At 60.0% G+C, this 25,273-nt stretch carries 27 protein-coding genes; 18 read left to right on the top strand and 9 right to left on the bottom strand.

The genetic code is table 11. The annotated features are described in order from the left end of the window. The first annotated feature begins 10 nt into the window (after positions 1–10). The 6 genes from cytR (at position 11) to rraA (ending at position 5,595) form a co-directional block, all read left to right on the top strand. Positions 11–1,039, top strand: a complete 1,029-nt coding sequence (cytR, locus tag GF111_RS13560) for a DNA-binding transcriptional regulator CytR (RefSeq protein ID WP_038872675.1) — start codon at positions 11–13, stop codon at positions 1,037–1,039. Between the two features lie 65 nt (positions 1,040–1,104). Continuing rightward, on the top strand, positions 1,105–2,040 hold the full coding sequence (gene ftsN / locus GF111_RS13555) for a cell division protein FtsN (RefSeq protein WP_055311854.1): 936 nt from the start codon (positions 1,105–1,107) through the stop codon (positions 2,038–2,040). 102 nt (positions 2,041–2,142) lie between these two features. Next, positions 2,143–2,673 carry an ATP-dependent protease subunit HslV gene (hslV, locus tag GF111_RS13550; RefSeq protein WP_004931085.1) on the top strand — a complete coding sequence of 177 codons (531 nt, stop codon included), beginning with the start codon at positions 2,143–2,145 and terminating at the stop codon, positions 2,671–2,673. 12 nt (positions 2,674–2,685) lie between these two features. Continuing rightward, positions 2,686–4,020 carry an HslU--HslV peptidase ATPase subunit gene (gene hslU / locus GF111_RS13545; protein WP_025304663.1) on the top strand — a complete coding sequence of 445 codons (1,335 nt, stop codon included), beginning with the start codon at positions 2,686–2,688 and terminating at the stop codon, positions 4,018–4,020. 96 nt (positions 4,021–4,116) lie between these two features. After that, positions 4,117–5,034, top strand: coding sequence for a 1,4-dihydroxy-2-naphthoate polyprenyltransferase (locus GF111_RS13540; protein WP_015379416.1), 918 nt, complete (start codon positions 4,117–4,119; stop codon positions 5,032–5,034). A 75-nt stretch (positions 5,035–5,109) separates the two neighbouring features. Next, positions 5,110–5,595 carry a ribonuclease E activity regulator RraA gene (rraA, locus tag GF111_RS13535; RefSeq protein WP_038872664.1) on the top strand — a complete coding sequence of 162 codons (486 nt, stop codon included), beginning with the start codon at positions 5,110–5,112 and terminating at the stop codon, positions 5,593–5,595. Positions 5,596–5,655: 60 nt separating this feature from the next. Here the strand turns inward: rraA and zapB are convergent, their stop codons facing one another. Then, positions 5,656–5,895, bottom strand: coding sequence for a septal ring assembly protein ZapB (gene zapB, locus GF111_RS13530; RefSeq protein WP_004931092.1), 240 nt, complete (start codon positions 5,893–5,895; stop codon positions 5,656–5,658). Positions 5,896–6,420: 525 nt separating this feature from the next. Here zapB and GF111_RS13525 point away from each other — a divergent pair. From GF111_RS13525 to glpX, 3 genes are all read left to right on the top strand, one after another. Then, positions 6,421–7,266: an MIP/aquaporin family protein gene (locus tag GF111_RS13525; RefSeq protein ID WP_038872721.1), complete on the top strand. Its 846-nt coding sequence runs from the start codon at positions 6,421–6,423 to the stop codon at positions 7,264–7,266. 42 nt (positions 7,267–7,308) lie between these two features. Then, positions 7,309–8,817, top strand: coding sequence for a glycerol kinase GlpK (gene glpK, locus GF111_RS13520; protein ID WP_038872661.1), 1,509 nt, complete (start codon positions 7,309–7,311; stop codon positions 8,815–8,817). 128 nt (positions 8,818–8,945) lie between these two features. Beyond that, the gene (gene glpX / locus GF111_RS13515; protein ID WP_048232174.1) at positions 8,946–9,956 is read left to right on the top strand and encodes a class II fructose-bisphosphatase; all 1,011 of its coding nucleotides are present in this window, start codon (positions 8,946–8,948) and stop codon (positions 9,954–9,956) included. 40 nt (positions 9,957–9,996) lie between these two features. Here the strand turns inward: glpX and tehA are convergent, their stop codons facing one another. Together tehA and emrD are read right to left on the bottom strand one after the other, a co-directional pair. Beyond that, on the bottom strand, positions 9,997–10,971 hold the full coding sequence (gene tehA / locus GF111_RS13510) for a dicarboxylate transporter/tellurite-resistance protein TehA (RefSeq protein ID WP_047729618.1): 975 nt from the start codon (positions 10,969–10,971) through the stop codon (positions 9,997–9,999). Positions 10,972–11,105: 134 nt separating this feature from the next. Beyond that, the gene (gene emrD, locus GF111_RS13505; RefSeq protein WP_004931102.1) at positions 11,106–12,290 is read right to left on the bottom strand and encodes a multidrug efflux MFS transporter EmrD; all 1,185 of its coding nucleotides are present in this window, start codon (positions 12,288–12,290) and stop codon (positions 11,106–11,108) included. A 297-nt stretch (positions 12,291–12,587) separates the two neighbouring features. On the opposite strand from emrD, the gene GF111_RS13500 reads away from it, so the two are divergent. Next, a complete protein-coding gene (locus GF111_RS13500) occupies positions 12,588–13,199 on the top strand; it encodes a metalloregulator ArsR/SmtB family transcription factor (RefSeq protein ID WP_038872652.1) in 612 nt (203 codons plus the stop codon). Between the two features lie 3 nt (positions 13,200–13,202). Then, on the top strand, positions 13,203–13,949 hold the full coding sequence (gene fpr / locus GF111_RS13495; protein WP_038872649.1) for a ferredoxin--NADP(+) reductase: 747 nt from the start codon (positions 13,203–13,205) through the stop codon (positions 13,947–13,949). An 11-nt stretch (positions 13,950–13,960) separates the two neighbouring features. Here the strand turns inward: fpr and GF111_RS13490 are convergent, their stop codons facing one another. After that, a complete protein-coding gene (locus tag GF111_RS13490) occupies positions 13,961–14,380 on the bottom strand; it encodes a DUF805 domain-containing protein (RefSeq protein WP_038872646.1) in 420 nt (139 codons plus the stop codon). 199 nt (positions 14,381–14,579) lie between these two features. On the opposite strand from GF111_RS13490, the gene GF111_RS13485 reads away from it, so the two are divergent. Further along, positions 14,580–15,164 (top strand): DUF1454 family protein, encoded by a 585-nt coding sequence (locus GF111_RS13485; RefSeq protein ID WP_038872643.1) that lies wholly within the window; start codon positions 14,580–14,582, stop codon positions 15,162–15,164. Between the two features lie 128 nt (positions 15,165–15,292). Then, the gene (gene tpiA / locus GF111_RS13480; protein ID WP_004931113.1) at positions 15,293–16,060 is read left to right on the top strand and encodes a triose-phosphate isomerase; all 768 of its coding nucleotides are present in this window, start codon (positions 15,293–15,295) and stop codon (positions 16,058–16,060) included. A gap of 65 nt (positions 16,061–16,125) precedes the next feature. On the opposite strand, the gene GF111_RS13475 is transcribed toward tpiA, so the two are convergent. From GF111_RS13475 to cpxP, 4 genes are all read right to left on the bottom strand, one after another. Continuing rightward, positions 16,126–17,109: a sulfate ABC transporter substrate-binding protein gene (locus GF111_RS13475; protein ID WP_147190913.1), complete on the bottom strand. Its 984-nt coding sequence runs from the start codon at positions 17,107–17,109 to the stop codon at positions 16,126–16,128. A 186-nt stretch (positions 17,110–17,295) separates the two neighbouring features. Continuing rightward, on the bottom strand, positions 17,296–18,258 hold the full coding sequence (gene pfkA / locus GF111_RS13470) for a 6-phosphofructokinase (protein WP_004931116.1): 963 nt from the start codon (positions 18,256–18,258) through the stop codon (positions 17,296–17,298). Positions 18,259–18,489: 231 nt separating this feature from the next. Then, entirely contained in the window at positions 18,490–19,392 is a 903-nt protein-coding gene (fieF, locus tag GF111_RS13465; RefSeq protein WP_147190911.1) for a CDF family cation-efflux transporter FieF, read from the bottom strand. Positions 19,393–19,524: 132 nt separating this feature from the next. Beyond that, positions 19,525–20,004 carry a cell-envelope stress modulator CpxP gene (cpxP, locus tag GF111_RS13460; protein WP_004931122.1) on the bottom strand — a complete coding sequence of 160 codons (480 nt, stop codon included), beginning with the start codon at positions 20,002–20,004 and terminating at the stop codon, positions 19,525–19,527. Positions 20,005–20,152: 148 nt separating this feature from the next. Here cpxP and cpxR point away from each other — a divergent pair, with 148 nt between their 5' ends. From cpxR to GF111_RS13435, 5 genes are all read left to right on the top strand, one after another. Then, on the top strand, positions 20,153–20,851 hold the full coding sequence (gene cpxR, locus GF111_RS13455) for an envelope stress response regulator transcription factor CpxR (protein ID WP_004931124.1): 699 nt from the start codon (positions 20,153–20,155) through the stop codon (positions 20,849–20,851). Continuing rightward, positions 20,848–22,242 carry an envelope stress sensor histidine kinase CpxA gene (gene cpxA / locus GF111_RS13450; protein ID WP_048232185.1) on the top strand — a complete coding sequence of 465 codons (1,395 nt, stop codon included), beginning with the start codon at positions 20,848–20,850 and terminating at the stop codon, positions 22,240–22,242. Before cpxR ends, cpxA begins: the two co-directional genes overlap by 4 nt. Before the next feature lie 43 nt (positions 22,243–22,285). Next, positions 22,286–22,759: a tRNA (uridine(34)/cytosine(34)/5-carboxymethylaminomethyluridine(34)-2'-O)-methyltransferase TrmL gene (gene trmL / locus GF111_RS13445; RefSeq protein WP_004931130.1), complete on the top strand. Its 474-nt coding sequence runs from the start codon at positions 22,286–22,288 to the stop codon at positions 22,757–22,759. A gap of 61 nt (positions 22,760–22,820) precedes the next feature. Continuing rightward, on the top strand, positions 22,821–23,594 hold the full coding sequence (locus tag GF111_RS13440; RefSeq protein ID WP_147190909.1) for a CHAD domain-containing protein: 774 nt from the start codon (positions 22,821–22,823) through the stop codon (positions 23,592–23,594). A gap of 103 nt (positions 23,595–23,697) precedes the next feature. After that, positions 23,698–24,369 carry a DUF3313 domain-containing protein gene (locus GF111_RS13435; protein ID WP_038872629.1) on the top strand — a complete coding sequence of 224 codons (672 nt, stop codon included), beginning with the start codon at positions 23,698–23,700 and terminating at the stop codon, positions 24,367–24,369. A gap of 61 nt (positions 24,370–24,430) precedes the next feature. Here the strand turns inward: GF111_RS13435 and cysE are convergent, their stop codons facing one another. Beyond that, entirely contained in the window at positions 24,431–25,252 is an 822-nt protein-coding gene (gene cysE / locus GF111_RS13430) for a serine O-acetyltransferase (RefSeq protein ID WP_004931135.1), read from the bottom strand. Between the last annotated feature and the right edge of the window lie 21 nt (positions 25,253–25,273).

Raw genomic sequence — 25,273 nt, 5'->3', positions numbered from 1 at the left:
GAGAAAGGCGTTGGAACACAAGAAAGAGTTATCCATGGCGACCATGAAAGACGTCGCCGAAATGGCGGGCGTTTCAACGGCTACCGTATCGCGTGCGCTGATGAACCCGGAAAAGGTGTCAACGCCGACGCGCCAGAAAGTGGAACAGGCCGTCCTGGCCGTGGGTTATTCTCCTCATGCTCTGTCACGCAATATCAAGCGCAACGAATCCCGCACCATCCTGGTGATCGTGCCCGACATCTGCGATCCGTTTTTCGCCGATGTGATCCAGGGGATCGAACAGACCGCCGCCCAACAAGGCTATCTGGTGCTGATCGGCGACTGCGCGCAGCAAAACCAGCAAGAGCGCACCTTCGTCAATCTGATCATCACCAAGCAGATCGACGGCATGCTGCTGCTGGGCTCCAACCTGCCGTTCGACGCCAGCAAGGAAGAACAGCGCAACCTGCCGCCAATGGTGATGGCCAACGAGTTCGCCCCCGAGCTGGAACTGCCGACGGTGCACATCGACAACCTGACCGCCGCCTTTGAAGCCGTGCATTATTTGCATCAATTGGGCCACCGGCAGATCGCCTGCGTCGCCGGGCCGGAACAGATGCCGCTGAGCCATTATCGGCTGCAGGGTTACGTTCAAGCGCTACGTCGTAATGGCATTACCGTCGAAAGCAGCTATATTACCCGGGGTGATTTTACCTACGAAGCCGGCGCGCAAGCGCTGACGGCGCTGATGGCGCAGCCGAAACCGCCAACGGCGGTATTCTGCCACAGCGACGTCATGGCGATCGGCGTGCTGTCCCAGGCGAAGAAAATGGGGCTGCGGATACCGCAGGATCTGTCGATCGTCGGCTTTGACGACCTCAAGCTGGCGCAGTATTGCGATCCGCCGCTGACCACGGTGGCGCAGCCGCGCTTCCAGATCGGCCAGCAGGCGATGTTGTTGCTGCTGGAGCAGTTGAACGGCCAGACGGTGGCCAGCGGCTCCCGGCTATTGGACAGTGAATTGATTATCAGAGGCAGCACCGCTGCCCCGAAACGCTAGTCAAATATTTTAGGGTTCAGTAACATGACGGACTTATCCTCTCATCAGGACACAGCGGAATAATAGTGGCACAAAAAGACTATGTAAGCCGTGGGCGCGCAGCAGGAGCTAAGCGTAAAACCCCCAGCCGTAAAAAACGCAGTTCTCCGAAGGTTTCCAAAACCGTGCTGGCGTTAGCCGCCGCGTTGCTGGTTGTCTTTGTCGGTGGCCTCTATTTCATTACGCACAACAAGCCGGAAGACGCGCCGTTGTTGCCTGCGCACACCACGCGCCCCGGCAACGGCCTGCCGCCGAAGCCGGAAGAGCGCTGGCGCTACATCAAAGAGCTGGAAAACCGGCAGATCGGCGTGCAAACCCCGACCGAACCGACGGCCGGCGGCGAGCTCAATTCCAAAACTCAGCTGACCGCCGAACAGCGGCAGCTGCTGGAGCAGATGCAGGCCGATATGCAGCAGCGCCCGACGCAGCTGAACGAAGTGCCGTATAACGATCCGGGCCAGGCCAACGCGCGCAGCACCCGCCAGCAGCAGCAGATGCAACAACAGCAAATGCAGCAGCAGCCGGTACAGCAACAGCAGCAGGTCAGCCAGCCGCCGCGCAACCCGTTCAGCAACGGGGCCACTACCGCGCCGGTGCAGCAGCACCCGCAGCCAAAACCGACTGCCCAGCAACCGGTGCAGGTGAAACAGCAGGAGCCGAAGCCGCAACCGAAGCCGGAGCCCAAACCGGAAGTGAAGCAGGAAACGGCCAAGCAGGAAACCAAACCGGAATCGAAACAGAAGTGGATGGTGCAATGCGGTTCGTTCCGCGCCACCGATCAGGCTGAATCCGTGCGTGCGCGCCTGGCGTTCGAAGGCATCGAGAGCCGCATCACCGCCGGCGGCGGTTGGAATCGCGTGGTACTCGGCCCGTACAGCAGCCGCGCCGCCGCGGACAAAACCCTTTCGCGCCTGAAGGGCGTCGGCATGTCGAGTTGCATTCCCCTCTCCGTTGGGGGTTGAAAAGCGTCAATCCCCCCCCATCTATACTCTCAATATGCCTCGTAGCGTCTGCGAAAGCAGGCGCTGCGGGGACTTCTTTCCGTCTTTAACGAGGGTCTGCTCGTGACAACAATTGTAAGCGTACGCCGCAACGGCCAGGTCGTCATCGGTGGTGATGGCCAGGCAACCCTGGGTAATACGGTGATGAAGGGTAACGTCAAGAAAGTGCGTCGCCTGTATAACGACAAAGTGATCGCCGGTTTCGCCGGTGGCACCGCTGACGCCTTCACGCTGTTTGAACTGTTTGAACGCAAACTGGAAATGCATCAGGGCCACCTGGTGAAAGCCGCCGTCGAGCTGGCGAAAGACTGGCGCACCGACCGCATGCTGCGCAAGCTCGAAGCGCTGCTGGCGGTCGCCGATGAAACCGCCTCGCTGATCATCACCGGCAACGGCGATGTGGTGCAGCCGGAAAACGATCTGATCGCCATCGGCTCCGGCGGCCCGTACGCCCAGGCCGCAGCCCGCGCCATGTTGGAAAATACCGAGCTGAGCGCCCGCGACATCGTTGAGAAATCCCTCAACATCGCCGGCGACATCTGTATTTACACCAACCATTTCCACACCATTGAAGAATTGCCTTCCAAAGCGTAAGGATCGAATACCATGTCTGAAATGACCCCGCGCGAGATCGTCAGCGAACTGGACAGCTATATCATTGGCCAAAACAAGGCCAAACGCGCTGTCGCCATTGCCCTGCGCAACCGCTGGCGCCGGATGCAGCTCAACGAGATGCTGCGTCACGAAGTGACCCCGAAAAACATTCTGATGATTGGCCCGACCGGCGTCGGTAAAACCGAAATCGCCCGTCGTCTGGCGAAGCTGGCCAACGCGCCGTTCATCAAGGTTGAAGCCACCAAGTTCACCGAAGTGGGCTATGTGGGCAAAGAAGTGGATTCCATCATCCGCGATCTGACCGATGCCGCCATCAAAATGGTGCGCATGCAGTCGATCGAGAAAAACCGCACCCGTGCCGAAGAGTTGGCCGAAGAGCGCATTCTCGACGTGCTGATCCCGCCGGCCAAGAACAACTGGGGCCAGCCGGAAGAGCATCAGGAGCCGTCTGCCGCTCGCCAGGCATTCCGCAAGAAACTGCGCGAAGGCCAGCTGGACGACAAAGAGATCGAAATCGATCTGGCCGCGGCGCCGATGGGCGTGGAAATCATGGCGCCTCCGGGCATGGAAGAGATGACCAACCAGCTGCAGTCGATGTTCCAGAACCTCGGCGGCCAGAAGCAAAAGCCGCGCAAGGTGAAGATCAAAGAAGCCTTCAAGCTGCTGGTGGAAGAAGAAGCCGCCAAGCTGGTGAACCCGGAAGAGCTGAAAGAGCAGGCGATCGAAGCGGTTGAACAGCACGGCATCGTGTTTATCGACGAGATCGACAAAATCTGTAAGCGCGGCGGCCAGAGCTCCGGCCCGGACGTCTCGCGCGAAGGCGTGCAGCGCGATCTGCTGCCGCTGGTGGAAGGCTGCACCGTGTCGACCAAGCACGGTATGGTGAAGACCGACCACATCCTGTTCATCGCTTCCGGCGCGTTCCAGACCGCCAATCCGTCGGATCTGATCCCGGAACTGCAGGGCCGTCTGCCGATCCGCGTTGAGCTGCAGGCGCTGACCACCGAAGACTTCGAGCGCATCCTGACCGAGCCGAGCGCGTCGCTGACCGAGCAGTACAAAGCGCTGATGGGCACCGAAGGCGTCAACATCGAGTTCACCGCCGACGGCATCCGCCGCATCGCCGAAGCCGCGTGGCAGGTCAACGAAAGCACCGAGAACATCGGCGCGCGTCGTCTGCACACCGTGCTGGAACGTCTGATGGAAGATATTTCCTACGATGCGAGTGAAATTAATGGCCAATCCATTACAATTGATGCGGATTACGTGCGCAGTCATCTGGATGAACTGGTGGCGGATGAAGATTTGAGTCGTTTTATCCTATAATCGCTCAATCATTGTCTTGTCAGTCATCTGTGTGGGAGGCATTGCCTCCCACAATTATTTCTAACGGACACCGCAACTCACTGACAGAAGCGAAACATGAGCTCATCAACCTCCACCACCCCGATCTCCGCCTGGCTGGAAAGTCTACGCCCCCGCACCCTGCCGCTGGCCTTTGCCTCCATCGTGGTCGGCTCGGCCATCGCCGCCTGGCACGGCAGCCTGAAACCTGAAGTGGCGCTGCTGGCGCTGTTGACCGCCGGCCTGCTGCAGATCCTCTCCAACCTGGCGAACGACTACGGCGATGCGGTCAAAGGCAGCGATAAAGAAGATCGCATCGGGCCGTTGCGCGGCATGCAAAAAGGCATGATCACCCAGGCGCAGATGAAACGGGCGCTGGTGGTGACGGTGGTGCTGATCGCCCTCGCCGGCTGTTCGCTGATCGCCGTCGCCTGCGAGCAACCCAGCGACGTAGTAGGCTTCCTGGTGCTGGGCGGGCTGTCTATCGTGGCGGCCATCACCTATACCGTCGGCAACAAGCCCTACGGGTATTTGGGGCTGGGTGACATCTCGGTGCTGGTGTTCTTCGGCTGGCTGAGCGTGGCCGGCACCTACTATCTGCAAACGCACACCTTCGACAGCGTCGTGATGCTGCCGGCCACCGCCTGTGGCCTGCTGGCGACGGCGGTGCTCAACATCAACAATCTGCGCGATATCGAGAGCGATCGCGAGAACGGTAAGAACACGCTGGCGGTGCGTCTTGGCCCGCACAAGGCGCGCATTTACCATGCCCTACTGCTCGGCGGCGCGGTGCTGTGTTTCGCGCTGTTTACACTGTTCAATCTCCACAGCCCGTGGGGCTGGCTGTTCGTGCTGGCGATCCCGCTGTTGGTGCGCCACGGCCTGCGCGTGCTGCGCGATCCGACGCCGGTCGGCATGCGGCCGATGCTGGAACACATGGTCAAGGCGGCGTTGCTGGCCAACCTGCTGTTCGCCATCGGCGTGGCGCTCAGTTAAAAACTGATGATTTTGCCAACAGGGCGAATAAAGGGATATACTGAACATTCCAGCGGCAAACAGACGTAAAATCCTATGAAATACGATACTTCCGAACTTTGCGACATCTATCATGAAGAGGTGAACGTTGTTGAACCTCTGTTCTCCAATTTTGGCGGGCGTACTTCATTTGGCGGGCAGATCACCACGGTGAAATGCTTTGAGGATAACGGCCTGTTGTTCGATCTGCTTGAAGAAAACGGCCGCGGCCGCGTGCTGTTGGTCGACGGCGGCGGTTCGGTTCGCCGGGCGCTGATCAACGCCGAACTGGCGCGCCTGGCCGCCCAGAACGAATGGGAAGGCATCGTGGTGTACGGCGCGGTGCGTCAGGTGGACGATCTGGAAGAGCTCGACATCGGCATTCAGGCAATGGCGGCGATCCCGGTGGGTGCCGTGAGCGAAGGCGTGGGCGAAAGCGATATCCGCGTCAACTTCGGTGGCGTCACCTTCTTCTCCGGCGATCACCTGTATGCCGACAACACCGGCATCATCCTCTCCGAAGACCCGCTCGACATCGAGTGATTTTCGGTCATGAAAAAGGGCGCCTAAGGCGCCCTTTTCGTTGCTGCATGGCGTGAGGAATCAGACCTCTTCCATTTTGCCCAGCAGAGCGCGCAGGCGATCTTGCCATACGTGCTGTTCTTCTTTCAGCTGTTGGTTTTCGCGCACCAGCGCTTCGTGGTTGCCGGAGGCAGCCTGAACTTCCTGCGACAGAGAGTTGTTTTTGTCTTTCAGCTCTTCAATTTCCATCTGCAACAAGGTGATGGTATCAATCGCCTGCTGTACTTTTGCTTCCAGTTTCTCAAATACTTCAAATGACATGCTTCAGTCCCCTCATGATAGCAAGGCGTACATCTATAAGTAGCGGCCGCAACGTCGGCTGCAGCTACTGCGAATATTGCATCGCGCTCAGTGACGCGCGCCGTTACGGAAGGCGCGCCAGTCTCGATTCGTTAAAAACGATTGTAAGTAGCCAGTCTCCGCCTGTCTAGCAACATACCGGATCATCGCGCAGTCTGTTGCAATTTTCCTGCCCCCACCATCAGCAAAAACTGAAAATCCCCGCCGCCACCGCCGCGAGTTGTTAACAACCCTCGCCAAACCACTGGTCAGATCACACTTTTATGGCTCAGAAAGAACACTAAACGACGCGAAATCGCTCAATTTTATGACGCGCCACACACATTTTGATTTCGCTATTTCTCGTTTATGTTCGTTAACGATAAATTTACATCACGTCCTTATTCAATAATTGGACGAGATGAAAAAAAACTGTGCCCATAGGCCGGATGTATACCCAACTGAGCCTATAAACCAACAACCGCCGTTTTGCAGGACAACAACATTATGAGCCAAACCACCAGTCCGACATTAAAAGGCCAGTGCATCGCCGAGTTCCTCGGCACGGCGCTGCTGATCTTCTTTGGCGTAGGCTGCGTTGCCGCGCTGAAACTGGCGGGCGCCAGCTTCGGCCAGTGGGAAATCAGCATCATTTGGGGCCTGGGCGTCGCCATGGCCATCTATCTGACCGCCGCCATTTCCGGCGCGCATCTCAACCCTGCGGTCACCCTCGCTCTGTGGCTGTTCGCCTGCTTCGACGGGCGCAAAGTGGTGCCTTACATCATTGCGCAGGTCGCCGGTGCCTTCTGCGCCGCTGCCCTGGTCTATGGGCTGTACTACAACCTGTTCTTCGACTTCGAAGCGGCTCACCACATGGTGCGCGGCAGCAACGAAAGCCTCGAACTGGCGGGCATCTTCTCGACTTACCCTAACGCGCACATCTCCGTCGGCCAGGCCTTCCTGGTAGAAACGGTGATCGCCGCCATTCTGATGTGCCTGATCCTGGCGCTGACCGACGACGGCAACGGCATTCCGCGCGGCCCGCTGGCCCCGCTGCTGATCGGTATTCTGATTGCCGTGATCGGCGCCTCCATGGGACCATTGACCGGCTTTGCGTTGAACCCGGCGCGTGACTTCGGGCCGAAACTGTTCGCCTACCTGGCCGGCTGGGGCAAAGTCGCCTTCACCGGCGCACGCGACATCCCGTACTTCCTGGTGCCGATCTTCGCCCCTATCGTCGGCTGTGGCCTGGGCGCTTTCGGTTACCGCGCGCTGATTGGCCGCCACCTGCCGTGCGACGTCTGCGTGACGGAAGAAGAGCCTGATGCCAAGACCCAGCAGCGCAAAGCGTGATGGGTGCAGTTTTACACGGTTAACAACAGCAGGATAATTACCATGACTGTAGAAAAAAAATACATTGTCGCACTCGACCAAGGGACCACCAGCTCACGCGCCGTCGTGCTCGATCACGACGCCAACATCGTTGCGGTATCGCAGCGCGAATTCCCGCAGATCTATCCAAAGGCCGGCTGGGTTGAGCACGACCCGATGGAGATCTGGGCGTCGCAAAGCTCGACGCTGGTAGAAGTGCTGGCGAAAGCCGACATCAATTCCGATCAGATCGCCGGCATTGGCATCACCAACCAGCGCGAAACCACCATCGTCTGGGAAAAAGAGACCGGCAAGCCAATTTACAACGCCATCGTCTGGCAGTGCCGCCGCACCGCCGACATCTGCGAGAAGCTCAAGCGCGACGGGCTGGAAGAGTACATCCGTCACAACACCGGCCTGGTGGTTGACCCGTACTTCTCCGGCACCAAGGTGAAGTGGATCCTGGACAACGTCGAAGGCGCCCGCGAGCGCGCCAAGCGCGGCGAACTGCTGTTCGGCACCGTCGATACCTGGCTGGTGTGGAAAATGACCCAGGGGCGCGTACACGTTACCGATTACACCAACGCCTCACGCACCATGATGTTCAACATCCACGAGCTGGACTGGGATGAGCGCATGCTGGAAGTGCTGGATATCCCGCGCGCCATGCTGCCGAAAGTCCGTCCTTCCTCCGAGGTGTACGGCCAGACCAACATCGGCGGTAAAGGCGGCACGCGTATTCCTATCGCCGGTATCGCCGGTGACCAGCAGGCAGCGCTGTACGGCCAGCTGTGCGTTCAACCGGGCATGGCGAAGAACACCTACGGCACCGGCTGCTTCCTGCTGATGAACACCGGCAAAGAAGCGGTGCGCTCGAAAAACGGCCTGCTGACCACCATCGCCTGCGGCCCGCGCGGCGAAGTGAACTATGCGCTGGAAGGCGCAGTGTTCATCGGCGGTGCGTCTATCCAGTGGTTACGCGATGAGCTGAAACTGATCAGCGACGCCGCCGACTCCGAATACTTCGCCACCAAGGTGAAAGACAGCAACGGCGTCTATGTGGTGCCGGCCTTCACCGGCCTGGGCGCCCCTTACTGGGATCCGTATGCCCGCGGCGCCATCTTCGGCCTGACCCGTGGCGCCAACAGCAACCACATCATCCGCGCCACGCTGGAATCCATCGCCTTCCAGACCCGTGACGTGCTGGACGCCATGCAGGCCGACGCCAACACCCGCCTGCAATCGCTGCGCGTGGACGGCGGCGCGGTCGCCAACAACTTCCTGATGCAGTTCCAGTCCGATATCCTCGGCACCCGCGTAGAGCGTCCTGAAGTGCGTGAATCGACGGCGCTGGGTGCCGCGTTCCTGGCAGGCCTGGCCATCGGCTACTGGAACGATCTGGATGAAGTGAAGAGCAAAGCGGTGATTGAGCGCGAATTCCGCCCAAGCATCGAAACCACCGAACGCAACTACCGCTACAGCGGCTGGAAAAAAGCGGTGGCTCGTGCTCAGGCATGGGAAGATCACGAGTAATCCCGAAGCTGCCGTTTCTCCAACAAGCGCTGCCTGCGGGCGGCGCTTTTTTTTGCTCCGCCCCGCCGCCACCACGCTGTGATAGACTTTGCCGATATTTTCTTCCCTTTCTCACTGACAGGTTTGCCATGAAACGTGAATTAGCCATCGAATTTTCCCGCGTTACCGAAGCCGCCGCGCTGGCGGGCTACAAATGGCTGGGACGCGGCGACAAGAACGCCGCCGACGGTGCGGCGGTCCACGCCATGCGCATCATGCTCAACAAAGTGGATATCGATGGCCGCATCGTGATCGGCGAAGGCGAGATCGACGAAGCACCGATGCTGTATATCGGCGAACAGGTCGGCACCGGCCAGGGCGACGCGGTCGACATCGCGGTCGATCCGATCGAAGGCACCCGCATGACCGCCATGGGCCAGTCCAATGCGTTGGCCGTATTGGCGGTGGGCGATCGCGGCACCTTCCTGCACGCACCGGACATGTACATGGAGAAGCTGGTGGTCGGCCCGGCGGCGCGCGGCGCCATCGATCTCGACCTGCCGCTGGCGGAGAATCTGCAGAACGTCGCCGCACAGCTGGGCAAACCGCTGTCGCAGCTGACGGTGATCGTCTTGGCCAAACCGCGCCACGACGGCGTCATCGCGCAGATGCAACAGCTGGGCGTGCGGGTGTTCGCCATTCCTGACGGCGACGTGGCGGCCTCCATTCTCACCTGCATGCCGGAAAGCGAGGTCGATGTGATGTATGGCATCGGCGGCGCGCCGGAAGGGGTGATCTCAGCCGCGGTGATCCGCGCGCTGGACGGCGACATGCAGGCGCGTTTGCTGCCGCGCCATGAGGTGAAAGGCGACAGCGCCGAGAACCGCCGCATCGGCGAACAGGAGCTGGCGCGCTGCCGGGAAATGGGTATCGAGGCCGGTCAGGTGCTGCGCATGGACCAGATGGCGCGCAACGACAACGTGATCTTCTCCGCCACCGGCATCACCAAGGGCGATCTGCTGGAGGGCATCAGCCGCCAGGGCAACATGGCCACGACCGAAACCCTGCTGATCCGCGGCAAGTCACGCACCATCCGCCGCATCCGTTCGACCCACTATCTGGATCGCAAAGACCCGGCGCTGCACGAGTTTTTGCTGTAAGCCGACAGGAGACCGCCCCCAGCAGCCGCTGAGGGCGGGTTCATCCCGCCACCGGCGTTTTGGCGGGCAGCAGTTTCCCACGCAACAGCAGCCACAGCGTCTTCACCATCAGGCCGATGAGCAGCAGGTTAGCCAACGCGAACAGCCCCCAGGCCAGCACTTGCATATCTGCCCCGCGCTGGCTCTGCAACAACCGCAGCGACGCGTTCGCCATCGCCGATAAGCCGAACGAGAAAGCCCACATGCCCGGGCTGAAGCCACCGGCAAAAAACCAACGCACCAACCTGAACATAAAAAACAGCTGCAGCAGGCCGTAGCCCAACAGGATTAAGGCGAACGTATCGAAGTCGTTGCCATTGACGCATAACCACGCGTAGCAGGCGACAAAAGCCGGAGCCAGCTGAATACCGATAACGCCGCGGGCGGCGGCCGGCAGCGCGGCTTTGGTACGCAGACGGTGGATGATGGCGGGTTCGAGGGTCAGCCATGAAATCAAACCGGCGCCAAGAAACATCATGCCGATATCAGGGTGGCCGGCGGTGCCAAACGCCATCGCGCAGATAAAGTTAGCGGCCACCGTCGGCAGGTAGAATCCCGGCGTCGTGGCCTCCGACGCGAACTCGCCGCGCCACAACGGCGCACAGCGCCAGGCCGAGAAGATGAGCTGGCCGACGGAGCCCGCGACCATCAGCCCATTCGCCAGCGGCAGGCTGTAGGGGTGCAGACCGATGGACACCAACACGCCGCCTGCCGGAAGCAGGCTGATAAAACTGAACTGAGTGTTGTTGCGAAACTCGTCACGCACCGCGCGTGGGTCAATCAGGCAGCGGCAGAGATAGATCAGCGCCAACGCCAGCCAGATAGCACTGCCGAGAAAGATGAGCGACTCACCCAGCCAGCCGGGCCCATAGCCGAGCGTGGCGGCGTATCGCCAGGCGCTGCCGAGGCCGAAAACCCCCAGAACCATCCCAAAGAAGCCGACGGGAACACGTTGAATGAACTGCAGTGATGACATAGCGAATAACCCGGAAAAATACTGTCGGTAAAGTGTATGCCGATCGCCTCAGCGCAGTAATAACCTGGGTCAAACCGGCGGCAGGACCTTAGTCGTCTTGCAAGACTAAGGCCTGCGCCGGTTCAGGAAGAGGGTTATGCGGTATGCCCCTGATGTTGCATCCGGTTGGACAGCGGCCACCAGCACAGCAGGATCAGCAGCGCCATCGCGAACATCAGCAATCCGAGGCTGAACTGCCCGGTTTGCGGCAGCATGGCAGAAAGCCAGGTCGCGAGCCCCGATCCCATGTTCTGCATGCCGCCCACCAGCGCGCCCGCCGCGCCGGCCAGGTAAGGGAACGGCTCCATCGCCCCGGTGGTCGCCAGCGGGAACAGCATGCCGGCGCCGAAGAAGAACAGCGCGGCCGGCACGATCAGCGTCCAGATGTTCATCACGCCGAACCAGCCCGGGATCCACATCATCGCCCCCGCCAGCAGGCAGCTAATCACCGAATGCCACATCAGCGTATGGAAGGTCTTGCCGTCGCGCCCAGCGTACCAGGCGCCGAAAAACGCCGCCGGGATCGGCAGAATGAACAGGATGCTGACGGTCAGACCGCTCAGCCCCAACACGCCGCCCATCAACACGCCGCAGCTGGCCTCGAATACCGCAATCCCCGCCAGCGCGCCGATCAGCATCACCAGATAGCAGCTGAAGGTGCTGTCGCCCAGCAGCTGGCGAAAACTGGCCAGCATGCGGCGTTTTTCCGTCTGCACCGGGCGGGTCTCCGGCAACCAGCGAAACATGGCGAAGGCGACGCAGGCGCACAGCGCCAGCAGGAAGGCGTAACAGGCGCGCCAGCCGAACACCATCGCCAATGCGCCGCCGATCACCGGCGCCAACAGCGGGCTAACCAGAATCCCCATGTTCAGCAGGCTGTTGGCGTAGCGCAGCGCGGTGCCGGCATACAGATCGCGCGGCATGGTGCGCGCCATCACGCCCGCCACGCCGGTGCCCATGCCCTGAATCGCGCTGGCGGCGACCAGCATCGTCAGGTTGGTGGACAGCAGCGCGCCCAGCGCACCGACCAGGAAGATCATCATGCCGGTCAGGATCACCGGACGACGCCCGATACGGTCCGATATCGGCCCGTAAATCAGCTGGGAGAAACCGTAGGTCAGCAGATATGCCGCCATCACCCGTTGCACGGCGCCGGTGCGAACCGACAGATCGTGGGCGATATCAGCAATCACGGGAACATAAATGGTTTGCGCCATCTGGCCGACGGCGACCAACAGGATAAGCATCACCAGCAGGTGAAAATTCTCTAGTTTTCTCATTATCTTCGTTAACGTTTCAACTCGTCACAGCGTCCCGGTATGGCCGTTGCAGCAGCCAGAACGGCGAGCAGCCCTCTATGGCGGCATAAACTAATCAAATCTGATTTTTTTAGCGAGTTTCAGGCAGATATTGATCCAGGTCACACTGGCAGCAAACCCGACCAGGCTCGTAAATTAAACTGTACGCCTAACGCTTTGGAGTTAAAAATAGCGCCCTTGCAGTAGCCGCGCTTTAGCATTTAATCGATAATTCTTTTCATCAACTTGAAATAAAATAACACCATAGGGATTTGGTTCATGAAAACACCTGAGCTGATTTTATTGCAGTTAAAGGCTCTCGGCCCGCACTCGGCCAAAATGCTGGCAGAGCGTCTGGACATCACGCCGATGGGCATCCGACAACATCTGCAATCCCTGGAAAAACGTGAGTTGGTTTGTTACGAAGAAGCGCGCAGCAAGGTCGGCCGCCCGACGCGCTACTGGTCACTGACCGAGCGAGGGCACGCCTTTGCCGCCGCCGATCAGGAGCGGCTGCGGGCATCCGCGCTGCAGCTGTTTGGCGGCGCCGGGGTGGAACCGTTGCTCAGCGCGCGCGAAGAGCAGCTTTATCTGCGTTATGCCGAAGAGCTGTCCGCCGAGCGCAGCCATCAGGACCGGTTAGCCCGCCTGGTGCGCCTGAGGCAACACGACGGTTACATGGCCGAATTGTTCGACCACCCGCACGGCGCGCTGTTGGTGGAAAACCACTGCCCGATTGGCGTGGCCGGTTCCAGCTGCAGCAGCCTGTGCAATTCCGAGCTGCAGCTGTTTCACCGCCTGTTCGGCAACGACTACCGGGTAGAGCGCACCGCGCACGCCATTTCCGGCTCACGACATTGTGCTTATTTGATTCGACCACGGGAGCTTTAGAGTATGGCTGAATGGGTAAACGGCAAGGTTACGCAGGTAAAACAATGGACCGACGGGCTGCTCAGCCTGGTGGTCAATGCCCCCATCGATCCTTTCACCGCCGGGCAATTTGCCAAGCTGGCGCTGGAGATCGACGGCGAACGGGTGCAACGCGCCTACTCCTACGTCAATGCCCCCGACGACGCCAATCTGGAGTTCTATCTGGTCACCGTGCCGGAAGGCAAACTGAGCCCGCGCCTCAGCCAGCTGCAGCCGGGCTCGGACGTGATGGTAACCAAAGAAGCGGCCGGCTTCTTCGTGCTGGACGAGGTGCCCGACTGCGATACGCTATGGATGCTGGCGACCGGCACCGCCATCGGCCCCTATTTATCGATTCTGCAGCAGGGCGCCGGCCTGGAGCGCTTCAACAACCTGGTGCTGGTGCACGCCGCGCGCTTTGCGCGTGACCTGAGCTACCTGCCGCTGATGCAGCAACTGCAGCAACGCTACAACGGCAAGCTGCGCATCCAGACCGTCGTCAGCCGCGAAGAGGCGCCAGGCTCATTGACCGGCCGCGTACCGGCGCTGATCGAGGACGGCCGGCTGGAAGCGGCGATCGGTTTGACTATCGACGCCGAAACCAGCCACGTGATGCTGTGCGGCAACCCGCAAATGGTGCGGGATACCCAGCAAACGCTGAAAGACCACCGCCAGATGCGCAAGCACCTGCGCCGCAAGCCGGGCCACATCACCAGCGAACACTACTGGTAACCCGGCGAGGGTCAGCGGAACTTCACCGGTTCGGCTTCCGGGCCGAACCGGTTATCTCCCGGCGTGCCGACGAAGGCACCCAGATCGATCATCATCATCACGATAATCAGCGTCGGAATGAAACGCCCGACGCCCCATTGCCAGATCGGCGCCAGCATCTGCCAGTTCCCCGCCGCCAGCATCCACGCCAGAATCAGCAGCAGCGCCCACCAGCCGGCCTTGTTGCGATCGTGCAGGCGCTTGACCAGCACCGCCGCCGTCGGCCACAGCAGCGCCACGATAAAGAAGGCGATGGATTGGATGGCGACCAGCTGATAATTGGCCAGCGTAAACGCCGCCGCCATCAGCGCCAACCACAGCCCCATCCAAATCCAGAAGTCGCGCCGCCCGATGCGGCCCCTAAAAGAAAAACACCACTGTTGTAACGTCATCGATTCCTGCGCTCTAAGCCTGCCCATATTCTGCGCCGCAGTGTAACATAGGCGCTGCCGGGCCGAGTTTTCCGCCTCGCATAACGCGGTGCGCCGCACAGCTTTCTCGTCAGCGAACCGATAATGGCGTGGGATCTTTGACAAGCCCCGCAGGTTATCGCTTTAATCGGAGCCATCTTTGTCCTTGATGCCATACGCCATGCTGAGAAAAACCCTCGTCATCGCCTGCCTGCTGCAGGTGGCCGCCAGCGCCTGGGCCGATCCGCCGCCCGCCGATGCGACGCCCGCCGCACCTTACCTGCTGGCCGGGGCACCGACGTTCGATCTGACGGTGGTCAAATTCCGCGAAAAATACAACCGCGATAACCCGAAGCTGCCGATTGGCGAATTCCGCGCCATTCCCGCCACCGAAGACGATTCGCCGCTGCTGACGCGCGCCGCCAGCAAACTCAACGAAAACCTGTACGCCTCCACCGCGCTGGAGAAAGGCACCGGTAAAATCAAAACGTTGCAGATCACTCACCTGCCGCTGCAGCAGGCCAATGAAGAAAAAGCCGCGCGTGCCATCGCCATCAGCTATATGGCGGCGCTGATGCGCCAGTTCGAACCGGCGTTGACGGTGGAACAGAGCCAGAACAAGGTGAACAACCTGCTGGAAAAAGGCAAAGGGTCGCGCTTTTACCAACAGCAGGTCGGCGCCATTCGCTATGTCGTCTCGGACAACGGCGATAAAGGCGTAACCTTCGCGGTTGAACCGATTAAGCTGGCGCTTTCCGAGCCGTAACGGCGCGGCATTTAATGACGAAAAGCAAAGCCTTCGCGCTTAATGATCTCTATACTGTTGGGCAGGTAAACTGCCGGTCCGGCAGTTGTCATTTCGACTCTCGCGTTTTCTAGTTGGAGGAAAAAAACATGCGTCATCCATTAGTTATGGGTAACTGGAAGCTTAACGGCAGCACCCACATGGTCAACGAACTGATCGCCGGCCTGCGCAATGAGCTGAGCAGCGTTGACGGCTGTGGCGTCGCCATCGCCCCGCCGGTGATGTATCTGGATCAGGCCAAGCACGCGCTGGCCGGCAGCCGCATCGCGCTGGGCGCGCAGAACGTGGACGTTAACCTGTCCGGCGCCTTCACCGGTGAAGTTTCCGCCAACATGCTGAAAGACGTCGGTGCCCAGTACATCATCATCGGCCACTCCGAGCGTCGCACCTACCACAAAGAAAGCGACGAAGTCATCGCCGAGAAATTCGCCGTGCTGAAAGAAGCCGGGCTGATCCCGGTGCTGTGCATCGGTGAAACCGAAGCGGAAAACGCTGCGGGCAAAACTGAAGAAGTGTGCGCGCGCCAGATCGACGCCGTGCTGAAAACGCTGGGCGCACCGGCGATGAAAGGCACCGTGATCGCCTATGAGCCGGTCTGGGCCATCGGTACCGGTAAGTCCGCTACCCCTGCGCAAGCGCAGGCCGTGCACAAATTTATCCGTGACCACATCGCCAAACACGATGCCGCGGTTGCCGCTGAAATCATCATCCAGTACGGCGGCTCGGTGAACGACAAGAACGCCGCAGAGCTGTTCTCTCAGCCGGACATCGACGGCGCGCTGGTTGGCGGCGCCTCGCTGAAAGCCGACGCTTTCGCCGTGATCGTCAAAGCCGCTGCCGCAGCGAAAAAAGCCTGATTGCCTTAGGCTTGCCATAAAAAAACCCCGGCTTGCCGGGGTTTTTTATTGCCGCTCAGCCGGCATCAGCGTTTGCTGATCTCATCGAACACGCCGCCGGTGGCGAAGTGCACCTTCTGCGCTTCGGTCCAGCCGCCGAAGGTGTCATCCACGGTGAACAGCTTCAGCTGTGGGAACTGCCCGGCGAACTTGGCCGCCGCATCGCGCGGACGGTAATAGTGCTGTGCCGCGATGGTCTGCCCTTCCGGCGAATACAGATACTTCAGGTAGGCGGTCGCCACATCGCGGGTACCGCGTTTATCGACCACCTTATCCACTACCGACACCGTCGGTTCGGCCAGGATCGATTCACTCGGGGTGATAATCTCGAACTTGTCTTTGCCCAGCTCTTTCTCCGCCAGCAACGCTTCGTTTTCCCAGGCGATCAGTACGTCGCCGATGCCGCGCTCAACGAAGGTGTTGGTCGAGCCGCGCGCGCCGGAATCCAGCACTTCGACGTTCTTGTACAGGTTTTTGACGAACTCCTGCGCCTTGGCCTTATCGTTGTTGTTGTGGTGCAACGCGTAGCCCCAGGCGGCCAGGTAGTTCCAGCGGGCACCGCCGGAGGTTTTCGGGTTCGGGGTGATCACCGACACGCCCGGCTTGAGCAAATCGGGCCAGTCGTGAATTTGTTTCGGGTTGCCTTTGCGCACCAGGAAGACGATGGTCGAGGTGTAAGGCGCCGAGTTGTCCGGCAGGCGTTTGATCCAGTCTTTCTCGATACGCCCGCGTTCGGCGATGGCGTCGACGTCATAGGCCAATGCCAGCGTCACCACGTCGGCCTCGATACCGTTGATCACCGAAGTCGCCTGTTTGCCGGAGCCGCCATGCGACTGGCGCACCGTCACCTTGTCGCCGGTTTCCGCCTGATAGTGCTTGCTGAATGCCGTGTTGTAAGCCTGATAGAACTCACGCGTCGGATCGTAGGACACGTTCAGCAATTGAATATCCTTCGCCATGGCGCCGGACGCCAACAGCACCAATGTCAGACCTACACCCCATTTACGCATCGACAGGCTCTCCCAGAAAATTAAGCGCAACCTCAATCGGTTGATTTAGCATCAGAGCCTGCCAGAAACTTTCCCGGCAATTAAAGAATAAAAAATTTTTGGATAGATGATTCCGGAATATATCGCCGACGGGCATAAAAAAGCCCCCGCGAGCGGAGGCTTTTCTATCGTGCGGTGAGCGGCGTATCAGTACAGTTTTTTCGCCGTTTCCAGCCAGTCGCCCTTGAACGGACGCTTCATGTTTTCGATCGCGTCGATGATGTCGTGGTGCACCATTTTTTCGTTCTGGATACCGACGCAGCGGCCACCGTAGCCCTGCAGCAGCAGCTCGATGGCGTAGGCGCCCATGCGCGAGGCCAGGATGCGATCGTAGGCAACCGGCGAACCGCCGCGTTGAATGTGGCCCAGCACGGTGGCGCGGGTTTCACGCTTGGTTTCCTGCTCGATGTGGCGCGCCAGCTCATCGATGTCGCAGATGTGCTCGGTGATCGCCACGATGGCGTGTTTTTTACCCTTGGCGATACCGGCCTTGATTTCGCACACCAGATCTTCGCGGTTGAATTCGATTTCAGGCAGCACGATGAATTCGCAACCGCCGGCAATCGCCGCCGCCAGCGTCAGATCGCCGCAGTAACGGCCCATCACTTCCACGATGGAGATACGCTGGTGCGAAGAGGAGGTATCGCGCAGGCGGTCGATCGCTTCCACCACGGTTTCCAGCGCGGTGAAGTAACCGATGGTGTAGTCGGTGCCGGCAACGTCGTTATCGATGGTGCCCGGCAGACCGATGCACGGGAAGCCTTCTTCCGTCAGGCGTTTGGCGCCCATGTAGGAACCGTCGCCGCCGATCACCACCAGCGCGTCGATGCCGCGATTCTTCAGGTTTTCAATCGCCTTGGCGCGCACGTTTTCATCCCTGAACTCCGGGAAGCGGGCCGAGCCGAGGAAGGTGCCGCCGCGGTTGATCATGTCGGACACGCTATAGCGGTCCAGCTGCTCCATGCGATCTTCGTACAAGCCAAGGTAGCCATCGTAAATACCAAAAACTTCCAGACCTTCTGAAAGCGCAGAACGCACAACGCCGCGGATTGCAGCGTTCATACCCGGCGAATCACCGCCGCTCGTCAGTACACCGATTTTCTTGATCATGACTACCTCTGAACTGTGTAGATGCAATTTCTTAAGAATTCTGTCTCCGCCGATCGTCTTGAAACCTCTCCGGCTGCAGAAAACCAGCTTTACGGCTTATTGCTGGATATTATATCAAAAACACCCAGCTGAATTGATTCAAGTCACGCAATATAACGGTAAAAACACCGCATGGCACGCTGAGCTAACTCAGATATTCATGATAAAACTTCGATCTGTGCCTCTATCTGATTATAGCTCCCAATGCCCCTGCCTACCCGGCGGCGGCACGGAGCACGGATCCAGGTGAATAATGACGTCCGCCCCCGCAAAACGGTGCCGCAGCGCCTGTTCCACCTGGTCGGCCAACCGGTGCGCCTCGCGCAGCGGCAGCGTATCTTCCATCTCCAGATGCAGCTGGATAAAGCGCGTCGGCCCCGACTGCCGCGTGCGCAGATCGTGCGCGCCTTTCACCCCGGGCCAGGAAGAAACCACCTCGACAATCGCCTGGCGTTCGTCATCTGGCAACGCCCGATCCAACAGCGACTGCACCGCTTCGTAGCCCATGCGCAGCGCGCTATACAGGATGTAAACGCCGATGCCCAGCGCGAACAACGCGTCCGCCCGCCGGAAGCCGTACCAGCTTAGCCCAAGAGCGATAAGAATAGCACCATTCATCATGACATCTGACTGATAATGCAGCATATCCGCGCGCACGGCCTGACTACGGGTTTTTCTGACCACCCAACGTTGGTAGGTGACCAGAATCAGGGTGCTGATCAGCGCGATCACCGTCACGACGACCCCGACGCCGGGATCGCGCAGCGTTTGCGGCGCATACAGATGCTGGAAGCCGGTGAGGAACAGAAACAGGGCGGAGCCGGAAATAAACATGCTTTGCGCCAGCGCCGCCAGCGACTCCGCTTTGCCGTGGCCAAAGGTATGCTCGGCATCGGCCGGCTGCAGCGAATAGCGCACCACCAGAAGGTTGGTCAACGAGGCGGCGATATCGACCAACGAATCCACCAGCGCCGCCAGCAGGCTGACCGAACCGGTGTGGTACCAGGCGACGATCTTGATCAACAGCAGCGATGACGCCAGCACGGTAGCGGCCAACGCAGCGGACTTTACCAGGCGAGCATAGCGCTGTTCCATTAAGGGATCCCGGTCAAAAGGTATGGCGCTCAATATAGCGAAATGTCGGATAAAAAAAACCCCGCCATCATGGCGGGGAAGACAGGGATGGTGTCTATGGCAAGGAAAAACAGGGGACTACTCAGTCGTACTTCACTTCTGGGCAGAAGCTTGTTGCAAACCAGAAATTTGTTGCTCCATCTGCTGCATACGCTGCTGATGTTTCTGGTCTAAAACACTTTTTTGCTCTGGCGTCAGCAGGTTATACATTTGGTTGCGCACCCGGGCCATTTCGACCTGGCGCTTGACCTGCTGTTGGGCCATCTTTTCCGCCTGGGCATACACGGCGGCTTCGTCAAATTTCTCTGCGGTCACCAGTTTATGCATGGCTTCCATTTCAGCTACATTGACACCAGGCAGATCGTGCCGGGCCTGGCGCATCAAATCGCGCATTTGCTGGCGCTGCTGTTCGCTGAGGCTGACACCGTCGAACATATGGTGCTGGCCGGGTATTCGGGTCATCGCGTCGTTGCCGGGAGGTTGGGCTGTGTCCGGTATAGTGTCGGCAGCGAAGGCAGCGGTCGAACCAATTGCCAGCAGTGATGCCATAACTAATGCGGTCACCTTACGCATTTCAACTCCTCAAGCTTTCTCACTTTGCGAATCAACGAGGAGCAGTGTACCGCTACACCTGAAAACCTGCGTCAGTGCATGTAAAACTACGTAAAGTCATGGAATGGCAACAGTTGATGACGTATTTTGCGTCTGGAGGTAAATCATAATGAACAAGATTCTGTTAGTTGACGACGACCGCGAGTTAACCTCGCTGTTAAAAGAACTGCTTGAAATGGAAGGTTTTAATATCGTCGTCGCGCACGATGGCGAGCAGGCGTTGTCGCTGCTGGACAGCTCCGTCGATCTGCTGCTGCTCGACATCATGATGCCGAAGAAAAACGGCATCGATACGCTGAAAGAACTGCGCCAACATCACCAGACGCCGGTCATCATGCTGACCGCGCGCGGCAGCGAACTGGACCGCGTGCTGGGCCTAGAGCTGGGCGCCGATGATTATCTGCCGAAACCCTTCAACGATCGCGAACTGGTCGCGCGCATTCGCGCCATTCTGCGCCGTTCCAACTGGAGCGAACAGCAGCAGCAGGTCGACAGCGGCGCCCCGACGCTGGACGTCGATGGCCTGCAGCTCAACCCCGGCCGCCAGGAGGCCAGCTTCGACGGCCAGGTACTGGATCTGACCGGCACCGAATTCACCCTGCTTTACCTGCTGGCGCAGCATCTCGGCCAGGTTGTGTCGCGCGAACTGCTGAGCCAGGAAGTGCTGGGCAAACGCCTGACCCCGTTCGATCGCGCCATCGACATGCACATTTCCAACCTGCGGCGTAAGCTGCCGGATCGCAAAGACGGGCATCCGTGGTTCAAAACCCTGCGTGGGCGGGGTTATTTGATGGTATCTGCAACATGATCAACAGTTTGACGGCACGCATCTTCGCCATTTTCTGGTTCACGTTAGCCCTGGTGCTAATGCTGGTGCTGATGGTGCCCAAGCTCGACTCCCGCCAAATGACCTCGCTGCTCGACAGCGAGCAGCGGCAGGGGTTGATGCTGGAACAGCACGTCGAGGCCGAGTTGCAAAACGATCCGGCCAACGATCTGATGTGGTGGCGCCGCCTGTTCCGCGCCATCGACAAATGGGCGCCACCGGGCCAACGCCTGCTGCTGGTCACCAGCGAAGGCCGGGTGATCGGCGCGCAGCGCAATGAAATGCAGATCGTCCGCAACTTCATCGGCCAATCCGATAATTCAGATCATCCGAAGAAGAAAAAGTACGGCCGCGTCGAGCTGGTCGGGCCGTTCGCGGTACGCGACGGCGAAGACAACTACCAGCTGTACCTGATCCGCCCCGCCAACAGCCCGCAATCCGATTTCATCAACCTGATGTTCGACCGGCCGCTGCTGCTGCTGATCGTCACCATGCTGATCAGCGCCCCGCTGCTGCTGTGGCTGGCCTGGAGCCTGGCGAAACCGGCGCGCAAGCTGAAGAACGCCGCCGATGACGTGGCGCGTGGCAACCTGAAGCAGCATCCGGAACTGGAAGCCGGCCCGCAGGAGTTTCTGGCCACCGGCGCCAGCTTCAACCAGATGGTCAGCGCGCTGGAGCGCATGATGAACGCGCAGCAACGGCTGATCTCGGACATCTCGCACGAGCTGCGCACGCCGCTGACGCGCCTGCAGCTGGCCACCGCGCTGATGCGCCGCCGCCATGGTGAAGGCCACGAGCTGGCGCGCATCGAAACCGAAGCGCAGCGGCTGGATTCGATGATCAACGATCTGCTGGCGCTGTCGCGCGGGCAGCAAAAAGGCGAGCTGGCGCGCGAGCAGCTGAAGGCCAACGACCTGTGGGCCGACGTGCTGGACAATGCTCGTTTCGAAGCGGAACAGATGGGCAAGCAGTTGGAGATCACCGCGCCGCCCGGCCCTTGGACGCTGTTCGGCAACGCGAGTGCGCTGGACAGCGCGTTGGAAAACATCGTGCGCAACGCCCTGCGTTATTCGCACACCCGCATTGCCGTGGCGTTCAGCGCCGACAATCAGGGCGTGACCATCCAGGTTGACGACGACGGCCCCGGCGTCAGTGCCGAAGACCGCGAGCAGATCTTCCGTCCGTTCTACCGCACCGATGAAGCGCGCGACCGCGAATCCGGCGGCACCGGCCTCGGCCTGGCGATCGTCGAAGCGGCGGTCAACCAGCATCGCGGCTGGGTGAAGGCCGAAGACAGCCCGCTTGGCGGCCTGAGGTTGGTGCTGTGGCTACCGCTGCATCATCAACGTTTGTCGACTAAGACAGAACAGTAAGAGTTTGCTATCCTGCGCCCCTCGTTCACGAGGGGCCTGCAACATGCTGAACATCGTTTTATTTGAACCCGAAATTCCACCCAACACCGGCAATATCATCCGCCTGTGTGCCAATACCGGCTTTAACCTGCACCTGATCGAACCGCTGGGATTCCCGTGGGACGACAAGCGCCTGCGCCGCGCCGGGTTGGACTACCATGAGTTCACCCGCGTCAGTCGCCATGCCGATTACGCCGCCTTTCTCGCCGCCGAAAACCCACAGCGGCTGTTTGCCCTGACCACCAAAGGCACGCCGGCGCACAGCGCCGTCAGCTATCAGGCCGGCGACTACCTGCTGTTCGGCCCGGAAACGCGCGGGTTGCCCGCCGACATCCTCGATGCGCTGCCTGCGCAGCAAAAAATCCGCATCCCGATGCAGGCGCAAAGCCGCAGCATGAACCTGTCGAATGCCGTATCGGTGGTAGTGTATGAGGCCTGGCGGCAGCTGGACTATGCCGGCGCGCTGATCAAGGCATAATCCGCGACGACGCGCCATACTGGAAGCATCATCGCTGCGATGTTCTCTCCAGGAACGGCACATGGCTTTCATCGAGGATATTGTCACCCAGCTTCGCCGCCTCGAGACGGCGCTGAACGAGGCGCTGCTGCGGCTGCAGCAGGCGCAAGACAGCGAAGCGCTGCACGACCTGCGCGTCTGTCTGCGCCGCATTCGCAGCCTGCTGCGCCCGTTGCGCGGCTGCCCCGGTGCAACGCGGCTCGATCGGGCCGCCGCCGAGTTAGGGCAGCTCACGACGCCGCTGCGCGATCTCGAGGTGCTGATCGCCGAACTGGCACGCCATCGCCTCGATTGGCAGGCCAACGTGCGCCGGAGCGATCTTCAGGCTCGCTGCCGTCAACTGCTCACCCATCCGCAGCTCATCGACTTTCCCTCGCTGTTGCACGCCTGGCCGCGCCGCTTCCGCCGCACCGCGCGACGCACCGCCAAATACCGCCTAAACCGACGCCTGCAACGCCAGCAACGGCAACTGCGCCGGGCATTGGCCGATACCGGCTACGATCGCCACCGTCTGCGGCTGTTGATAAAACGCCTGCGTTACGCCGCCGAAGCCTATCCGCAACGCCTTCCCCTCTCTCCCGAAGCGACGGCGTGCCTCAAAGCGGCGCAAAACGCCCTCGGCGACTGGCACGATCGGGAGGTCTGGTGCCTGCAGGCCGAGCATCAGGCGGATCTCTGGCCGTTGTTGCCCCTATGGCAAGTTGAGCAACGCCAGGCGCTGGCCAGAGCGGATACCCTACTCGCCGCCTTATCACCGGCGCTGGCGGCGGAAACCGGCGGCGCATCACGATCCTGAAAAAAGGCCGCGGCAGGGCACGCCAGGCCCCGAAAATGCCCGATGAGGCACAGATAATGCGCTATGTTTTGTAAGGGTAATCACCACTCATCTAGGAAACCATATGAAGAAACAACGCTTGAGCGTTGCCATGGCGGTTCTGGCAGCGGGCCTGTTGCTGGCGGGCTGTTCGTCCAAAGTCACCCAAACGTCTCAATATTCGGGCTTCTTGTCCGATTACAGCAAACTGCAGGAAACCACCTCGCCAAGCGGCCATAAAACGCTGCGCTGGATAGATCCAAACTACAAGGAATCCAACTACCGCGGCCTCTATTTCCAACCGGTGGTCTATTTCCCGGCGGAAAAACCGACCACGCGCGTCAGCCAGGACACGCTGAACAAAATCAAGGCGTATGCGACCCAGCGGATTAAAGCCGCGTTGCAGAACCGCTTCACCATTCTGCCCAGCCCGGCAGGCTCACGTGTGTTGGTAGCCAAACTCGCCATCACCGCCGTTTCCGCCGAAAACGAAGACATGAAGTTCTATGAGGTGGTACCGGTCGCGGCGGTCGTTGCCAGCACCATGGCGGCTACCGGGCACCGGACGCAAAATACCGCGCTGTATATCGAAGGCGAGCTGATCGACCAGGATACCGGTAAAACGGTGATGGAAGTGGTACGCAAGGCTTACGGCAAAACCGTCAACAACGACAGCACGCCGGTCACGGCGGATGACGTCAAGGCGGCGATCGACGACATCGTTACCGATATCACCAACTTCCCGAAGCAGGGCTGACCGCCGCCTGAAAAACACAGGGGGAGCCGAAGCTCCCCCTGAATGGCTGCGCAGACGGCACTCAAATGCCGTCGCCGTACTCAAAGCCGTGATTGGTGCCGTTGAAGTATTGGTCCATATCCATCGACGGCGTATCGCTCTCCGGACGCCCGACGATGCGCGCCGGCACGCCGGCGGCGGTGGTGTGCGGCGGTATCGCCTGCAAGACCACCGAACCCGCGCCGATCTTCGCGCCCTTGCCCACTTCGATATTGCCGAGAATTTTGGCGCCGGCGCCAATCATCACCCCTTCGCGAATTTTCGGGTGACGGTCGCCGCTGGTTTTACCGGTACCGCCCAGGGTGACCGACTGCAGGATAGAGACGTTGTTCTCCACCACCGCCGTTTCACCGATCACGATGCCGGTGGCGTGGTCGAGCATGATGCCGCAGCCGATGGTCGCCGCCGGGTGGATGTCCACGCCGAAGGCAACGGAAATTTGATTTTGCAGGTAGATAGCCAGCGCTTGCCGCCCTTGCTGCCACAGCCAGTGACCGATACGGTAAGCCTGCAGCGCATGGAACCCTTTCAGGTAAAGCAGCGGCGTGGAGTATTTATCGACCGCCGGGTCGCGCAGCCGCACCGCAAGGATATCGCGCGCCGCCGAAACGATCATCTGGTTGTCGGACTTGTAGGCCTCTTCCACCACCTCGCGCACCGCGATGGCGGGCATGATCGGCGTCGCCAGCTTGTTGGCCAGCATATAGCTGAGCGCGCTGCCCAGATTCTCGTGCTTGAGCAACGTCGCATGGAAAAAGCTGGCCAGCATCGGTTCACAATCAGCCAGTGCTCGCGCTTCTGATTTAATGCTGTTCCAGACCTGCTCCAACTCTTCTGACGACATCACATTCCCCTCTGCCTTGCC

Origin of the sequence: Serratia sp. HRI, assembly GCF_010119335.3 — a bacterium.
GTDB lineage: Bacteria > Pseudomonadota > Gammaproteobacteria > Enterobacterales > Enterobacteriaceae > Serratia > Serratia nevei.
Note: the sequence above shows the minus strand (reverse complement) of the source record. Positions and strands in the feature narration are given on the sequence as shown.

Bases quoted from the DNA above. Each gene is read 5' to 3' on its own strand.
- GF111_RS13475 (WP_147190913.1), bottom strand. From the start codon at position 17,109: ATGCGTAAATGGGGTGTAGGTCTGACATTGGTGCTGTTGGCGTCCGGC.
- tpiA (WP_004931113.1), top strand. From the start codon at position 15,293: ATGCGTCATCCATTAGTTATGGGTAACTGGAAGCTTAACGGCAGCACC.
- cpxP (WP_004931122.1), bottom strand. From the start codon at position 20,004: ATGCGTAAGGTGACCGCATTAGTTATGGCATCACTGCTGGCAATTGGT.
- hslU (WP_025304663.1), top strand. From the start codon at position 2,686: ATGTCTGAAATGACCCCGCGCGAGATCGTCAGCGAACTGGACAGCTAT.
- GF111_RS13490 (WP_038872646.1), bottom strand. From the start codon at position 14,380: ATGACGTTACAACAGTGGTGTTTTTCTTTTAGGGGCCGCATCGGGCGG.
- cpxA (WP_048232185.1), top strand. From the start codon at position 20,848: ATGATCAACAGTTTGACGGCACGCATCTTCGCCATTTTCTGGTTCACG.
- fpr (WP_038872649.1), top strand. From the start codon at position 13,203: ATGGCTGAATGGGTAAACGGCAAGGTTACGCAGGTAAAACAATGGACC.
- GF111_RS13435 (WP_038872629.1), top strand. From the start codon at position 23,698: ATGAAGAAACAACGCTTGAGCGTTGCCATGGCGGTTCTGGCAGCGGGC.
- zapB (WP_004931092.1), bottom strand. From the start codon at position 5,895: ATGTCATTTGAAGTATTTGAGAAACTGGAAGCAAAAGTACAGCAGGCG.
- GF111_RS13525 (WP_038872721.1), top strand. From the start codon at position 6,421: ATGAGCCAAACCACCAGTCCGACATTAAAAGGCCAGTGCATCGCCGAG.
- cpxR (WP_004931124.1), top strand. From the start codon at position 20,153: ATGAACAAGATTCTGTTAGTTGACGACGACCGCGAGTTAACCTCGCTG.
- emrD (WP_004931102.1), bottom strand. From the start codon at position 12,290: ATGAGAAAACTAGAGAATTTTCACCTGCTGGTGATGCTTATCCTGTTG.
- pfkA (WP_004931116.1), bottom strand. From the start codon at position 18,258: ATGATCAAGAAAATCGGTGTACTGACGAGCGGCGGTGATTCGCCGGGT.
- fieF (WP_147190911.1), bottom strand. From the start codon at position 19,392: ATGGAACAGCGCTATGCTCGCCTGGTAAAGTCCGCTGCGTTGGCCGCT.
- GF111_RS13440 (WP_147190909.1), top strand. From the start codon at position 22,821: ATGGCTTTCATCGAGGATATTGTCACCCAGCTTCGCCGCCTCGAGACG.
- cysE (WP_004931135.1), bottom strand. From the start codon at position 25,252: ATGTCGTCAGAAGAGTTGGAGCAGGTCTGGAACAGCATTAAATCAGAA.
- glpX (WP_048232174.1), top strand. From the start codon at position 8,946: ATGAAACGTGAATTAGCCATCGAATTTTCCCGCGTTACCGAAGCCGCC.
- rraA (WP_038872664.1), top strand. From the start codon at position 5,110: ATGAAATACGATACTTCCGAACTTTGCGACATCTATCATGAAGAGGTG.
- tehA (WP_047729618.1), bottom strand. From the start codon at position 10,971: ATGTCATCACTGCAGTTCATTCAACGTGTTCCCGTCGGCTTCTTTGGG.
- GF111_RS13500 (WP_038872652.1), top strand. From the start codon at position 12,588: ATGAAAACACCTGAGCTGATTTTATTGCAGTTAAAGGCTCTCGGCCCG.
- glpK (WP_038872661.1), top strand. From the start codon at position 7,309: ATGACTGTAGAAAAAAAATACATTGTCGCACTCGACCAAGGGACCACC.
- GF111_RS13540 (WP_015379416.1), top strand. From the start codon at position 4,117: ATGAGCTCATCAACCTCCACCACCCCGATCTCCGCCTGGCTGGAAAGT.
- GF111_RS13485 (WP_038872643.1), top strand. From the start codon at position 14,580: ATGCTGAGAAAAACCCTCGTCATCGCCTGCCTGCTGCAGGTGGCCGCC.
- trmL (WP_004931130.1), top strand. From the start codon at position 22,286: ATGCTGAACATCGTTTTATTTGAACCCGAAATTCCACCCAACACCGGC.